Source organism: Mucilaginibacter sp. P2_A4, from assembly GCF_056405015.1.
This window is the reverse complement of the sequence record NZ_JBFUCX010000001.1, coordinates 841,344-855,884: the sequence shown is the minus strand read 5'-3', so window position 1 is coordinate 855,884 and position 14,541 is coordinate 841,344. Positions and strand designations below refer to the sequence as shown.

The 14,541-nt window shown below is 39.6% G+C and carries 7 protein-coding genes; 4 read left to right on the top strand and 3 right to left on the bottom strand.

Going from position 1 to position 14,541, the window contains the following annotated elements:
• Together AC1DYB_RS03245 and AC1DYB_RS03240 are read right to left on the bottom strand one after the other, a co-directional pair.
• A complete protein-coding gene (locus AC1DYB_RS03245; RefSeq protein ID WP_477432391.1) occupies positions 1-882 on the bottom strand; it encodes an AraC family transcriptional regulator in 882 nt (293 codons plus the stop codon).
• A gap of 149 nt (positions 883-1,031) precedes the next feature.
• A complete protein-coding gene (locus AC1DYB_RS03240; protein ID WP_477432389.1) occupies positions 1,032-3,911 on the bottom strand; it encodes a TonB-dependent receptor in 2,880 nt (959 codons plus the stop codon).
• A gap of 612 nt (positions 3,912-4,523) precedes the next feature.
• Between AC1DYB_RS03240 and AC1DYB_RS03235 the strand changes: the two genes are divergently transcribed.
• From AC1DYB_RS03235 to AC1DYB_RS03220, 4 genes are all read left to right on the top strand, one after another.
• Positions 4,524-7,055, top strand: a complete 2,532-nt coding sequence (locus AC1DYB_RS03235; RefSeq protein ID WP_477432386.1) for a hypothetical protein — start codon at positions 4,524-4,526, stop codon at positions 7,053-7,055.
• A gap of 16 nt (positions 7,056-7,071) precedes the next feature.
• A complete protein-coding gene (locus AC1DYB_RS03230) occupies positions 7,072-10,617 on the top strand; it encodes a carboxypeptidase regulatory-like domain-containing protein (RefSeq protein ID WP_477432384.1) in 3,546 nt (1,181 codons plus the stop codon).
• A 251-nt stretch (positions 10,618-10,868) separates the two neighbouring features.
• A complete protein-coding gene (locus tag AC1DYB_RS03225; RefSeq protein WP_477432382.1) occupies positions 10,869-12,047 on the top strand; it encodes a DUF5009 domain-containing protein in 1,179 nt (392 codons plus the stop codon).
• Between the two features lie 40 nt (positions 12,048-12,087).
• Entirely contained in the window at positions 12,088-13,245 is a 1,158-nt protein-coding gene (locus AC1DYB_RS03220) for a glycoside hydrolase family 18 protein (protein ID WP_477432380.1), read from the top strand.
• Between the two features lie 527 nt (positions 13,246-13,772).
• Here the strand turns inward: AC1DYB_RS03220 and AC1DYB_RS03215 are convergent.
• A complete protein-coding gene (locus tag AC1DYB_RS03215; RefSeq protein ID WP_477432378.1) occupies positions 13,773-14,525 on the bottom strand; it encodes a ThuA domain-containing protein in 753 nt (250 codons plus the stop codon).
• Positions 14,526-14,541: the final 16 nt, after the last annotated feature.

Sequence of the window (14,541 nt, the reverse complement as noted above, 5' to 3'; positions counted from 1 at the left end):
CTAATTGATTTTCCCATTATAATTTTCCAGATACTCCCTTGGAGAACTTTGCGTTACCGACCGAAACACCCGGTTAAAATTGGTGATACTTTTAAACCCGCATCTATAAGCTACCGCAGCTATGCTATCTGATTTATTGCCTGTGAGCATTTTACAAGCTTCATTGATACGCACCTCGTTCAAAAAAGTTATAAAAGTATTGCCCGTGTGCTTTTTAAAGTAACGGCAAAAAGATTCGGACGTCATAAAAGCCGCTTTGGCTACATCTTCCAACGTGATAGCTTCGGCGTAGTTTTGTATAATATAATTGTATATGTTGCCTATCCTAATTCCTTCATTTTCGGTGATGCCCGGCAAATTTCCGTAGGATGAAAGCGGTTGCAGCTGTTGATTTATACCACTTAGGCCTTTCAACAATTTCATAAATTGCATGAGCTGATCCGCCCCACTGGCATCCCGCAGCAAGGTCATATTCGTTAAAATGTACTCCGCATCATCTGCCGGTATTTTAAAACCTTGTTGATGCTGCTGGATAAATAACTTATAAGCCCTCATTTCGGGCAAATCAAAAAGCGCGGTAAGTATCCCCTCCGTATTAAAAAATATACTCAATGCACTTATAGCATCCTCCGTTTCATTTTCAAAATACTCCGGATCACTTTTAAACAGATGAGGCAGATTGGCACCCAATAAAAAAACATCACCAGGGGCAAAGTGATGCATATTATTGCCGGCAATGAGGGTGCCCTCACCCTGCTGTATCCAGGTTATCTGCGTTTCTTTATGCCTGTGCAGATATGGATAAAAATAAGGCAGACTAAATTGATCAGCAATTACGCTTTTATCATGGGGCACAGGAATGGTAAACTGTAAAACCTTCATATATACTCACTCATTAACAAGCAAATATTACCATAAAATTTCTTATTAATTCATTATACGGGATAATATTTGTAAAAAAAGCAGCGACACTATCAAAAAAAATCCCCCGGCTCAAAAGAGTCGGGGGATAATACTTACACTTAGTTCGATTAAAAATGGAATGCCAGTTTGGTGAACATTCTCATGCCATTAAAGCCCATTTGTACAGCATCAAAAGGTCCTCCCGATTCACTATCACCCCAGGATGATTGATGGGCACCTTCTGTAACCGCTAAATCTGGATGTACATTAAATATATTATCTACACCAACAGTCCATGATATTTGTTTAGTTACCTTATATGATACATATAAATCAGTAGTAGCTTTTCCGTGGAAAACAAAGTTTTCGGGAACAACGCCTTTACCATTATCTAAATCAACATAAGGATCCCATCCATTGCCCGAAGCAGAAGTATTAGCGCCTCCCGGTCCGTCTGGGTTTGCACCCGGCACACTACTATAACCAAAACCCTGTGTTGTCAATTGACCGAAATAAGTAATGTGAGTACCTGCCGCAAATTTGCCATATCCGTATTCAAGCCCTAAAGAAAATTTTTGGCGTGGAGCAGAAGCTTTTAAAAAGGCGGCCTCCCTTGTACTAAAGTAAGCTTGTTGGTGAGCGTAGGTATCATTCAGCGCGGCCGGGATATTTACTTTATCAATAGTTATTCCCTGAATATTCCCGGCAAGTAATGCCGTGAACCTGTTTTTTCCCCATGATTTACGATAATCCAATACAACATCAAGCCCTCTGTTGGTTGTATTTACCGCATTGGTAAAGAAGTTGGCGCTTGTTACATTATTAGCTATCAAGTAACTTTTTATGGCGGTTACAGTAGTATCAAAACTACCGGTAATTACTATCCTGTTTTTTATTTTAATAATATAACCATCAACAGTAACATTAAAACCAGAAGCAGGTTTCCATGTAAAACCTAAGCTGGTGTTGGTAGAAGTTTCCTGACTAAGTTTTGGAATCCCAACCTGGCGGGCTGCGTCAGAATAGTTTGGAATCAATTTAGCATAAACCAATTCGCCTGCAATGATGTTGGTATTGGTATTGCTAAAATTCATTTGTTGCAAAGAAGGCGCCCTAAACCCTGTACTGAAAGAGCCTCTTAAATTAAAATTGTCGCTTACCTTATAGCGGGTTGCTAATTTGAATGTACTCACCCCTCCAAAATCAGAGTAATGTTCAAACCGGGCAGCACCATCAACCAGCCATGCTTTGGTTACATCTAAAGTACCTTCTATATAACCAGCCTCATTGGTTCTGTTTGCCGTAGTTGCATCCGTTGGCTGATAGCCAGGATACCCCTCTGATCCCGAAGCTTTAGAAACACCATCTAAAGTGGCCCCGCCATTTCTGTAGGAGTCTGGTTCGCCCGCATATAGCTTATAACGTTCATACCTCATTTCGCCACCAAAAGACAGTGTTAGTCCTTGCGCCACATGGTCAAAATGCTTGGTTATATCTAAATTGGCTGTATTTTGTAAAAAACTGAAGCCCCCGTCATTAAACCTGGTTTTGGTATATTGCTCTGGTAAAGGCAGGGAAGCATTAAAGGTTTGATTACCCCAATAATGAAAATCATTATAGCCAATATTGTTACTCAAATCCCAGTCCCAGCCATCGCCTATGGTACCCCTGAAACCCAATGCACTGGACATATCTTTGATGTAAACATCTTCCTGTGGATTATAGTACACATTGGCTGTATCTAAAACCCCTGGTGTGGGGTCAAACACCCGCATAATACCGGGTACAAATATGAGGTTACCTTTATCATCGGTAGGGAATTTTATATGATTGCTGCTACTGCTCCACCTGCGTGTCCAGGCATAAACATTTGAATGTTTATAGTTGTAGCCACCAAAAGAATAAAAAGTAGTTTGGCTGCCGGCGATAGGAATTTCCATATTGTACATTCCCCCGCCCGATGTAACAGAACCATCGCCAAAGGCTCTTCTCCAGGCATCAACACTTAAAGCCTTTGGATTAGTAGCCCAATTGGTATCAGGCACCGCCCTAAACGTTTTACCCTGCTTCAAAAAGTTGCCGCCAAAATTGATAAAGCCGCCATTTTTACCTATCGCCAGTCCATAATCCATCCCTAACGTAAATGTTTTACCGTCTACCTGTGAGCCTGTATAATACTGACTGGGATCAACATTATTCAGTGTATTATATTTATGGTCATAGTAACCGCTACCACCAATGTTGATATTCAGTTTGTTTACATCTTTTTTCAAAACTATATTAATAACACCCGCAATGGCGTCAGAACCATATTGTGCAGAAGCGCCGTCGCGCAATATCTCAATCCTGTCAATAGCTGCTTCAGGTATGGCATTTAAATCGGTACCACTGTTACCACGCCCTCGGGTACCTACCTGGTTCACAAAGGCCGATAGGTGGCGGCGTTTACCATTAATCAACACCAATGTTTGATCAAAGCCCAAGCCGCGCAAACTGGCAAAATCAATAGCATCAGATCCATCGCCGCCGCTTTGCTTATTGTAGTTAAAGGACGGCACAGCCTGATTTAACTGGCTCATCAAATCGGGCTTTGCAGTAGTTTCACCAATTTGATTCATCTTGAGCACATCTACCGGTACCGGCGAATCCATTTTTGTACGGCCACCACCACGGCTCCCTACCACTACTACCTCTTTTAAAGATTCCTGAGAAGAAGCCAGTTCAATGTCTAATACTTTGGTTTCGCCAGCAGCAAGCTGTACAGTTACGGTTTTCTTTTCGAAGCCCACGGCCGAAAAACTTACCTGGTATGAACCCGCTTTTAAGGTTAAGGTATATTTACCATCAATGTCGGTTGTGGTACCTATACCTGTTGGCGATACCTTAATGGTACCGGCACTTATAGATTTCCCGGCACTTAATACAGTACCTGTTAACTTTTGCGCGAAAGTTGGAGAACAGAGCAGTAAAAACGCTCCAAAAAGAAAAAAATGTAGTTTTAAATTCATGCTTTGTTTGATTGGATTAATTAACTCTGTTGATTAACCTACAAATTAGCATTATTTATTCACAAATTATCATTTTAACATAAAATCAATATAAATACAGGTTAAATTTTTATTTAATTTTATATTTATTTGAAAAACACTTAAAATAAAACACAAAACTTTAAAATTTTTAATACAAAATCTATTTAACTTATAAATAAATTTTAAAAATGCCTTTTATTTAACATAAAAAGATAAATTAAATTTAAAAACAAAAAAATAGATAAAAAAAAACAAAGACATATCATAGAAAACCAAAAACAATAGCATAAATCTAAATTTTAGAGATAAATTTCGATACAAACACGATGCACACACCTCGATAATTTATCGATAAGCCTTCCTTAATAAAACGCTTCCAATACCGCTAAAGCCCATATTCGGTTCAAAGATCTTCCAACAACTAATAAGTGAATGAATTAAATCTTTTTCATAACTTTAGTAAAATCTAATAAACCTAAAAATACAAGCTTAATAATAAGGCAGATAACAACATTTAGCTACTGGTGACTTCATTGGTGTTTCATGTTTTTATAAGCAAATTATAGGGCCTGGTTACCTTATGCAATTGCCATGATCAAAACTATAGTTTGTTTTATAGTGCTACTCCCGTTTACATGTTTTGGGCAAAGCTCTATTGCAACCAAGGCTTTAACGCCTGTTGATGAAATACAAGCTGCAAATTATTACAGGCATGTCAATAACGCATCTTTTTCAGCAGACTCCATCATTAAAAAAATAGATCGGTATAATACTATTAACAATAAAGGTCTTTTTTATTTACACCTCGATAAAACAGTATACACCAACAACGAAAATGTGTGGTTTACGGCCTATCTTTTAAACAGCGCTGATAAAGAAAAACACCACACGCTTTCTGTGGCCCTGGTAAACGACGACGATAGGAAAATAGCCATGGAAGACTTATTCGCGATAACCAATAGCTTATCATTTGGTCACCTTACCCTGCCCGATACTATACCACCAGGCAATTATCATTTGCTGGCTTACAGTAATGTGTTAGATAAAAATGGCAAGCCGGCAGATGTTTTTAGTCAACTTATTACCATTAAAACAACCGGGGAAGCAGGCTTCAGTGCTTCGCTGAGGTTAGTTGATACGGTGCGGGATGATACAGGCAATTTAAAAGCAATAATAAGGGTAGAGAATAAAAATCCAAAAATAAAGCCCATCGCCCATATCGAATACGCCTTCGGCCAAAAGATAAACAATGCTAAAACCGATATTTATGGCGAATACGCAATAACTATACCTAAAACTGCAGGCAATTTACTTAGAGTAGCTATAAAACAAGGCAAGGATCTGCAATTTCTTAGCCTCAATTTACCGATAATAAAGGGCTCACCTGTAATTCGTTTTTTCCCCGAAGGCGGCAACATGGTTGAGGGTATCAGTAATCTTATTGGCTGGGAGGCCCGCTCATCAACAGGCGAATACTTAAAACTAAGTGGGGTATTGTATAAAAACGATAAACCTACCGATACTATACAAACCAATTATTATGGCATTGGTAAGTTTAAGTTCGCTCCCCAAAAAAATTGCAGGTATACTTTCCGGCTGATAAAATCGGGCAGTTTTATTAACCAGAAGGATACCATCTATAATTTACCACAGGCCCTACCTTATGGACCGGTTATGCATATAACCAATGTACTGGCCGAAGACACCTTAAATATTCAGTTAAAAAGCACTAAATCACAAACGGTAATCCTGCTGGTGCACAATTACCAAAACATCATTGCTTATAAGGAATTAACGGCAATCCCAACCGGAACAACTGTTAAAATATTATTGAACGAAGCACCAAAAGGCCTGGCAACGGTTACTTTGTTAGATAGCATGGGCCAGCCCTTAGCCGAACGGTTGTTTTTTGCGCATTATAAACAAAAGACCACAATCTCCCTGGAAACAGATAGGGCTGAATATTCCACTCGCGAAAAGGTAAACCTGAAACTCAAACTAAATAACATTGATGGCCTGCTTACTCATGGCCGTGTATCTGTTGCTTGTGTGCAGGACAACCGTATTGAAAGCACCAGGCAAACTGATATTGATACTTATGTTTACCTGAAGCATGATCTGCAACAATTACCTGCCGATCCCCTGGGTAAAAATTATGCCAACCCGGATTATGTACAGGACTTACTTTTGGTAAAAGGCTGGCGAAGGTATAAATGGTCGGACCTGGTTGAAACGACCGCAAATGACACGCTGAATAATGATTCATCCGCACGGTTTATAGGAAATGTAACTATAGCGGGCAAACTCCTTAAAAAGGCGGCTGTAATGACTGTGGTTAAAGAAGATGGTGTATTAACATTTAATACAAATAGTAAAGGAAAATTTGATTTAACTCCCCAAAGCTTGGTTACGTTACCCGATAAAAAAATCACGTTGATGGTTGCCAGCAACTTCCCTGATATTTATACAATTGATGTAGTTAATCCGTATAAGAAAATCAACAATAACCTTGCAACTCAACTGATAATTGAACAACGCAAGTTTTCAAAGGAAACAAACACCGGAAAGCAAATAATTAGTGGATTTGAAAAGGCTATCGCTTTAAAAGAAGTGATTATAAAAGATTATAATGTTGATTCATTTATAGACAATATCAAATGGCATAAGCCAGATGGTAAAGGCATTTGCAATGACTTTGTTTGCGAGTTTGATTTTTTAAATTGCCCATATCATACGATAAGCTCTTTTGGATCCTATAAACCATTTATAGGTGGTCATTACAAAAAGCCCAATTCACCTATTGAAATTATTTATAAAGGCTGTGTACTATTCGTCAAGGATTATAATGCGAACGAAAAATACAGACAATCAATTAAAGGCATAAACCAGGTAAAAGAGTATTATCCCATAGATGAAAATTTACTAAACAATCCCGAGCCTGAATACTTCTCTACCATTTACTGGAATTACGGTGTTAAAATAGATTCCAATAATGAAGTTGACCTTTCCTTTTACACCGGCGATATCACAGGCCGGTTCAGGGTAATAATACAGGGTGCAGACGAAAAAGAAGTTTGGAGCAAGCAGTTAAACTTTACGGTAAAAAAGAAAATAACACCATAGTTATAACCATATTATTATGATCAGAAATCCCATCATTTATGTTTTTCTGCTACTCCCGTTTACATGTCTTGGGCAGGTAAATATATCCGGCAAAATAGTAAACCAGGCAGATCTATCGCCGGTGGCCAATGCGAGTGTTTTTTTAAGCAATGCCACCATAGGCGCTAAAACTGCCAATGATGGTACGTTCATTTTAAACAAGGTTAAAAGTGGCAAATATGAGTTGATCGTATCTATTGTTGGTTTCGAAACCTATCGCAGGCAAATCATCGTGAATAATATCAGTATTGCTTTGCCCAATTTAAGCATCGCACCCAAAACCATCAGCCTGATGGAAGTTAAAATAAAACCACAGAATGATGCCAACCGACAAAAATACCTGCAACAATTTAGGGATGCATTTATAGGTACGTCCCAGCTGGCCAGGCAATGTAAGATCATTAACCCCGAAATGCTGGATCTTGAATATAACGATGAAACCAATACGCTCACCGCGTCATCTGTTGATTTTTTGGTTATTGAAAACCTGGCGTTGGGTTACCGGTTAAAATACCTGCTTGGTAATTTTTATAAACAAAGCAACTATTTTAATACGCTTAAAACACATTATGAAGGTTCTGTTTTTTTTGAGGAAATGCAGGGTACACCATCGCAGCAAAAGAAATGGGAAAAACAGCGCCAGCGTGTTTATCAAAATTCACCTATACACTTTTTACGGTCGGTTCTAGCCAACCGGATTAATGAAGAAGGTTTCCGGATTTTTCAATATGCTTATGAGCCCAACCCGTTAAGACCGGCGGACGATATAATTGCCACAAAAATAGATCACTTTACCAAACTGAAAGCAAGCAATAAACACTATGCGGATTCAATCTCCTATTGGGTTAAAAAATCAAAGCTGGATAAAACATTCCAAACGTTAAGGAATTTCCCTCTTGATCAAACGGATATACTAAAACCTACCGACCAGCCCAAAATGTATGCCCTTAGCTGCGAGCTGGACGGATTACACGTTACCTATAATGAAGATGGCCACTTTAGTAAAAACGGTGCTTTAAACCATATAAACGACCCCATCAACACCGAAACTACTTTAATAAGCTTTAATACACCAAACGCTTTGGTTGATAATAATGGAGGCCTTGCCGACCCTAACAGTTTATCATTTAGCGGAGCCTGGGGGCATTACCGCGTTGCAGAGCTTTTGCCGGTTGATTATGAGGCCCCACAAAGTTTACCAACGGCGCCAACTCCTGCTTTTGCAGAAAATGCCATAGCTAAACTAAAAACCTTTACCGACCAGCATATCAATGAAAAAACTTACCTCCATTTTGATAAGCCTTATTATGCCGCCGGTGATACCGTGTATTTTAAGGCCTATGTTACACAGGATGATGATCATCAACTTACAAGTTTGAGCGGTGTACTCCATGTTGATTTGATCAATACTACCAACAAGATTGATAGATCAATAAAACTCCAGTTGGCAGATGGTGTGGCCTGGGGCGATTTCGCGCTGGCCGATTCGTTGCCAAAAGGAAATTACAGAATAAGGGCCTATACCAACTGGATGCGAAACGATGGCGAAGACAATTATTTTGAACAGGTTATACCGGTTGCTTCTATACGTGACTATAAAATACCAGAAAACAGTACTCAAAAAACATCGGCTGCGAATAATAAGGTCGATGTACAATTCTTTCCGGAGGGAGGCAAGCTGGTTGCTGATGTTAAATCCAAAATAGCTTTTAAGTCGATATCCCCATCGGGCTTAGGCGTTGATGTTAACGGTGTGATCGTGGATGATGAAAATAATATTGTTTCAACCTTTGTATCTGCACACCTGGGCATGGGTTATTTTTATTTAACCCCGCAGCAGGGCAAAACTTACAAGGCCAGGTTAACCTACACAAACGGAACTCAAAATATGATAAACCTGCCTGCTATTGAAAACAAGGGTTTGGCTTTTTCTATTGATAACGATTCGATACCCAAAGCGACAGTCAGACTACAGGCTAATAAGCTATATTTTGATGAAAATAAAAATAAGGAGTATAGGTTGCTGATCTGGTCTGGCGGTGTGCTTACCTCCATAGCCTGCAAGCTGGATAAACCGGTAGTTGATATTGACATTCTGAAAAGAAGATTGCATACGGGCGTTGCCACGGTTACCCTTTTTTCGCCCGAAGGAGAACCTTTGTGTGAGCGCTTAAAATTTGTTCAAAATTACGACAGGTTGAACATCTCGGTCAATAGTAATAAATTGGTTTACTCCAACCGTGACAAAGTAAATATCAGTTTAAATGTAAAAAACAGGGCAGATGAACCATCCGAAGGGCATTTCTCGGTATCGGTGATTGATGAGGGCAAAGTACCGGTTGATGATAATGCAGAGAACTCCATATTTGCTCAACTGTTATTAAAAAGTGATTTGAAAGGCTTTATAGAACAACCTAACTATTATTTTAACCACATTAACCAGGAAACAACAGGAAACCTTGATCTGGTAATGCTTACACATGGTTATCGCAGGTTTCAATGGAAACCACTGTTAGATAACAGTTACCCTGCGCTTGCTTACCAACCAGAGAAAGGACTTGAAATAAGCGGCACCGCAAAAAGCATCTGGGGTAAGCCACTTGTAAACGGAACGGTATCACTTTTGCCACGGCACGGCGGTGATATTTTGAGTCAGATTACGGGCAATGACGGGAGCTACACTTTCAGCAACCTGATTTTTACTGATAGCACCCAATTTATACTACAAGCTATCAATGCTAAAGCCGGTAATAATACCGTACTTACTTATAATCAATATAAAAATCCGCCTGTACTTACCCGCCCTACTTTTAACAATAACGGGGATATAAACCAGTTAATGACCGCTTATTTAGATAATACTAAAAAGCAACAGGAAAATACATTGAAATATATCGGCCGCAGGCCAATTGCACTGAAAGAGGTCAGGATAAAATCTGCAAAAAGAAATGATGATTACCGCTCATCGGCCCCAGGTGGGCCGGGCGGTGCTAACATAGTTATCCGCAGGGAAGAAATAGAACTACTGGGTCCCGATATTTCAAATGTCCTGGCTCAAAAACTTCGTGGCCATAAAGCGGGTGCTGCTTATGTTGATGGTGTACCCGATGTTGACATCAAATCCCTTAATTTATCTGATATTGAAACAATTGAATTATTTTACGGCCCTAATGCAGCAATTTTTGGCATGCACGGAGCCGGTGGTGTGCTGGTGATAACAACAAGGCGGGGCGAAGGAAAAAAGGCGAAGGATATTCCTTCAAAAGGAATATTACCTATTACAGTTGATGGATTTTATAAAGCACGGGAATTTTACGCACCAAAATATGAAAGTAAAATAATCAATCAACCGGATTTACGATCAACCATTTACTGGAACCCTGAACTACTAACCGATAAGGACGGCAACTCTACATTTAGTTTTTATAATTCAGATGGCACCGGAACCTATCGCCTCCTGATTGAGGGAATCGATGACAAAGGCAATATTGGCCGGCAAATTTATAATTATACCGTTAATTAAGCTTTTTCAATATTACTGCCTCACAAACTAATTAGGTAACGATGATATTCCTGCGGAGTATTTTGCCAATGCCGTTTTTAACTCTTTAATTGAATCTTATTGTTCAATCTTTTGTACTCCAATACAAAGCTTTTATTTCAAAATACCTGTCTTTTACCATGGTAGTAGTAATGTAGTGGCTTGCCAATACGCCTTAAGAATATTACCTTATAGCTTTGTTTCCAAGATAAATCCGAAATCAAAACATCGCAATGAATCAACTTCCCAAACGCCTTTTATCTATTGATGTACTGCGCGCCATTACCATGCTGCTCATGATATTTGTAAATGATGCCAGTGGCGTAAAGCATATACCTATGTGGATAGATCATGCGGATGGCGATGCTGATGCCATGGGATTTGCGGATACCATTTTCCCTGCATTTTTGTTCATTGTCGGGCTTTCGCTGCCGTTCGCCATCAAAAACAGGATGGCTAAAGGCAATTCATTTTCATCCATATTAATCTATATACTCACCCGCAGCGCAGCGCTAATTATCATGGGCTTTTTTCATGTAAACCTGGAAAGTTACAACTCAGCAGCGGGCATTATACCTAAAGCTTTGTGGGCCATATTAATAACCATTGCATTTTTCTTTATCTGGCTTGATTATCCCAGCACCATGACCAAAATAAGGCGATACACCTTTACCGGGGCTGGAATATTACTGCTCATCACCATGGCTGTTATATACAAAGGCGGTGATAACGGCAGATTAGTACACGGCATGCATACTTCCTGGTGGGGTATTTTAGGCATCATTGGCTGGGCTTACCTTGTTTGTGCCTTGATCTATCTTTTAGCCAAAGGAAAAATGAACATCCTGGTAATTGCGCTAATAGTTTTTGTAGCTATAAATATTGGCAAACATACCGATGTTATCAATTTTAAAATCCCTTTGTTAGGTGATGCATCAGCGGTATCATTAGTAATGGGCGGTGTTATGATCTCCGGGATATATAGCCTGCTGGTATCAAAAAACAAAACACAATTATTATGGGTGATATTTGGCAGCATTGGCTTACTGCTAATTGCGTTGGGTTTATTGGTGCGCCCCTACGCCGAAGGTATTTCCAAAATTCACTCCACCCCTGCCTGGATCTTTATTTGCAGTGGTATTACCATACTGGTTTTCGAACTAATGATCTTCCTGATTGATGTAAAGGGCAAAAAAGACTGGTTTAAACTAATCTGGCCTGCAGGAACAAGTACGCTTACCTGCTACCTGATGCCGTATTTCCAGGTGTTTATTCTGATGTTGTTCCATATTAAATATTCAGAGATATTAAACAATGGAATCATTGGTTTAGTACGAAGCATGGCTACCGCTTTTATACTGATTGCGATAGTTGGCTTAATGGAAAAGAAACGCATCCGTTTAAAAATTTAAAATCCTAAAACCTCATATCACCATTTAATATAACCTAACCATGACCACTTTACTTTTAAGAAAGAAGACATTAGTAATAAAAGCAACATTTTGCCTTTTAATGTTTTTAATGCCTGCTTTTATCCTTCAAGCACAGCTTAAAAAATCCAAATACGTAGTAATTGGCTACGTTGGTGGCTACAGGGGCCTAACCGATATGAGCATGGTAAACCCAGAAAAACTTACCCATATTAATTATGCTTTTGTAAATGTGCGCAACAACCGGGCATGGCTCACGCATGAACGTACCGACACCATCAACTTCCGTAATCTTTTAACGTTAAAAAAGAAAAATCCGGACCTGAAGATCCTGATTTCCATTGGCGGGTGGACATGGAGCAAAAACTTCTCCGATGCGGTACTTACCGATACCGCGCGTAAGGCTTTCGCGGCCAGCGCGGTTGATCTCATCCGCAAATACAAACTGGATGGTGTTGATATAGATTGGGAATACCCCGGTTTGCAAGGCGATCATAACATAGTACGCCAAGAAGACGAGCAAAACTATACCCTCATGTTCGCCGATTTAAGAAGAGAGCTTGATGCACTTGAAAAAGAAACCGGCAATAAAAAACTCCTAACCGCGGCAGTAGGTGGCTTCAGCCGTTTTCTGCAGCACACAGAAATGGGTAAAGTTTCCCAATACCTTGACTATATTAACCTCATGACCTATGATTATTTCCAGGATACCCTGGGTATTGCTGTACATCATACCAACCTGTTTGCCTCTGACAAGTACAAAACCGATAACTCCGCCGATAAAGCGGTATCAGCTTACCTTGCCCAGGGCGTACCTGCCAGCAAACTGGTTATGGGCATCGCATTTTATGGCCGGTCGGTAATGGTAAAGGATTCGGCCCAAAATGGTGTTGGCATGAAAACCGGCGAACATATCTGGGTTGGCGGCTATACCCATTTAAAAGACAGTCTGCTCAACCGAAATGGTTTCACTTATTACCGTGACAATGCTGCCGGTGCCCCTTACTTATTTAAAGCAAGCACCAAACAGTTTATCACCTTTGACGATGAATGGTCGGTAAAAAACAAATGCCAGTACATGGTTGATCACCAAATGGCTGGTGTAATGTTCTGGGAGTATGCCGATGATAAAAAAGAATATTTATTGGATGCGATAGATGAGCGGCTGGAGGCTAAATAAAACATTGGTAGTGATGAAATTCCGGAACTCTGAAGCGGAAATAACAAACGGCGAAAGACTTACGAAGTTTTAAAAACTTCGTAAGTCTGGAATTCTACAACTTGCCATAGATAACGAGAGAAACATCTATTCGCAAATATTACAAGACGAAGAAGCATGGCGAATAACAGATCCTTCACTGCGTTCACTGTTGTCCGGTAAAAGATTTGAATAAAACTTTACCGGACAGCCGGTTGAGAAATGGCTGCGATATTTTCAGTGAAAACTTTTTTTTGAAGCTATAGCGCATTCACAACAGGTTAAATGGCAAAAATATCGAGGATTGCGTGCTTTTTTTACCGGACAGCCGGTTCTTAAAAAAGAAATGAATTATTGAGTTTTTAGGGGGCTTGGTTTTGAAAATGCACAAAAAAAGGCCTTTTGTAGGCCTTAAGAGATGTTTTTATATATCAAACGAGATTTTACCGGACAACAGTGCACTGCGTTCAGGATGACAAAAACTCTTTTAATATTTATTAGCTCAAATACTACTTCTTCTCGCCCAACCACATTATGGCGTTCTCAAACAACTTATTTTGTATATCGGATGTAAAGATCATATCACCGTGCCCCATGTTGATATAAAGCATTTTGTATTTGGTGTTAGTCCAAACTACGGGAATATCTCCCCCTCTCAGGATATCCTTTTTTCCTAAAGGATAGTTAGCAGGATCGAGCGTCAATAACACTTTTACATCCTTGTTTAACCGCGGACTGGGCAACCATCCATACCATTCATTTATGGGCGATACAAAATGTACCGGTATGCCTTTTGCAATTGGGTGTTTGGGATCATCCACTATCAGTTTTGCGGGCAATGGAGGCCAGCTATTGTTGTAAAATACAGCGCTACCCAAAAAGCTCACAAACCAGGGCCATTTGGTGTATTTATCATTATAGCCTGCTACGTGAAAACCCAGCCAGGCTCCGCCTTTATCCATATATTTTACAAAAGCGGCGCGCTGCAATTCATTCTGCGGAAAATCATTAAGCCAGATGATTAATTGATATTTTTTGAGATATTCATCATTTACATTTTTCCAGTTGGTGGTAGTATCCAACACAAAACCATTTTTAGCAGAGAGGGTTGTAAAATACTTAATGGCATCATTGGCAAAATCCACATGATCCGATTCCACCGTTGTGGTGTAAAGCGCCAGCACCCTAAATTTAGGAGTTTGGGCATGCGCTAATGAGCATAGCGCCACAGCTGTGATCAGGCTTAAAATTTTCTTTAACATAGTCTCTTGTTCTAAT

What these genes read in the sequence shown, in the direction of transcription:
- AC1DYB_RS03240 (WP_477432389.1), bottom strand. Translation starts at nt 3,911, where the DNA reads ATGAATTTAAAACTACATTTTTTTCTTTTTGGAGCGTTTTTACTGCTC.
- AC1DYB_RS03230 (WP_477432384.1), top strand. Translation starts at nt 7,072, where the DNA reads ATGATCAGAAATCCCATCATTTATGTTTTTCTGCTACTCCCGTTTACA.
- AC1DYB_RS03245 (WP_477432391.1), bottom strand. Translation starts at nt 882, where the DNA reads ATGAAGGTTTTACAGTTTACCATTCCTGTGCCCCATGATAAAAGCGTA.
- AC1DYB_RS03215 (WP_477432378.1), bottom strand. Translation starts at nt 14,525, where the DNA reads ATGTTAAAGAAAATTTTAAGCCTGATCACAGCTGTGGCGCTATGCTCA.
- AC1DYB_RS03225 (WP_477432382.1), top strand. Translation starts at nt 10,869, where the DNA reads ATGAATCAACTTCCCAAACGCCTTTTATCTATTGATGTACTGCGCGCC.
- AC1DYB_RS03235 (WP_477432386.1), top strand. Translation starts at nt 4,524, where the DNA reads ATGATCAAAACTATAGTTTGTTTTATAGTGCTACTCCCGTTTACATGT.
- AC1DYB_RS03220 (WP_477432380.1), top strand. Translation starts at nt 12,088, where the DNA reads ATGACCACTTTACTTTTAAGAAAGAAGACATTAGTAATAAAAGCAACA.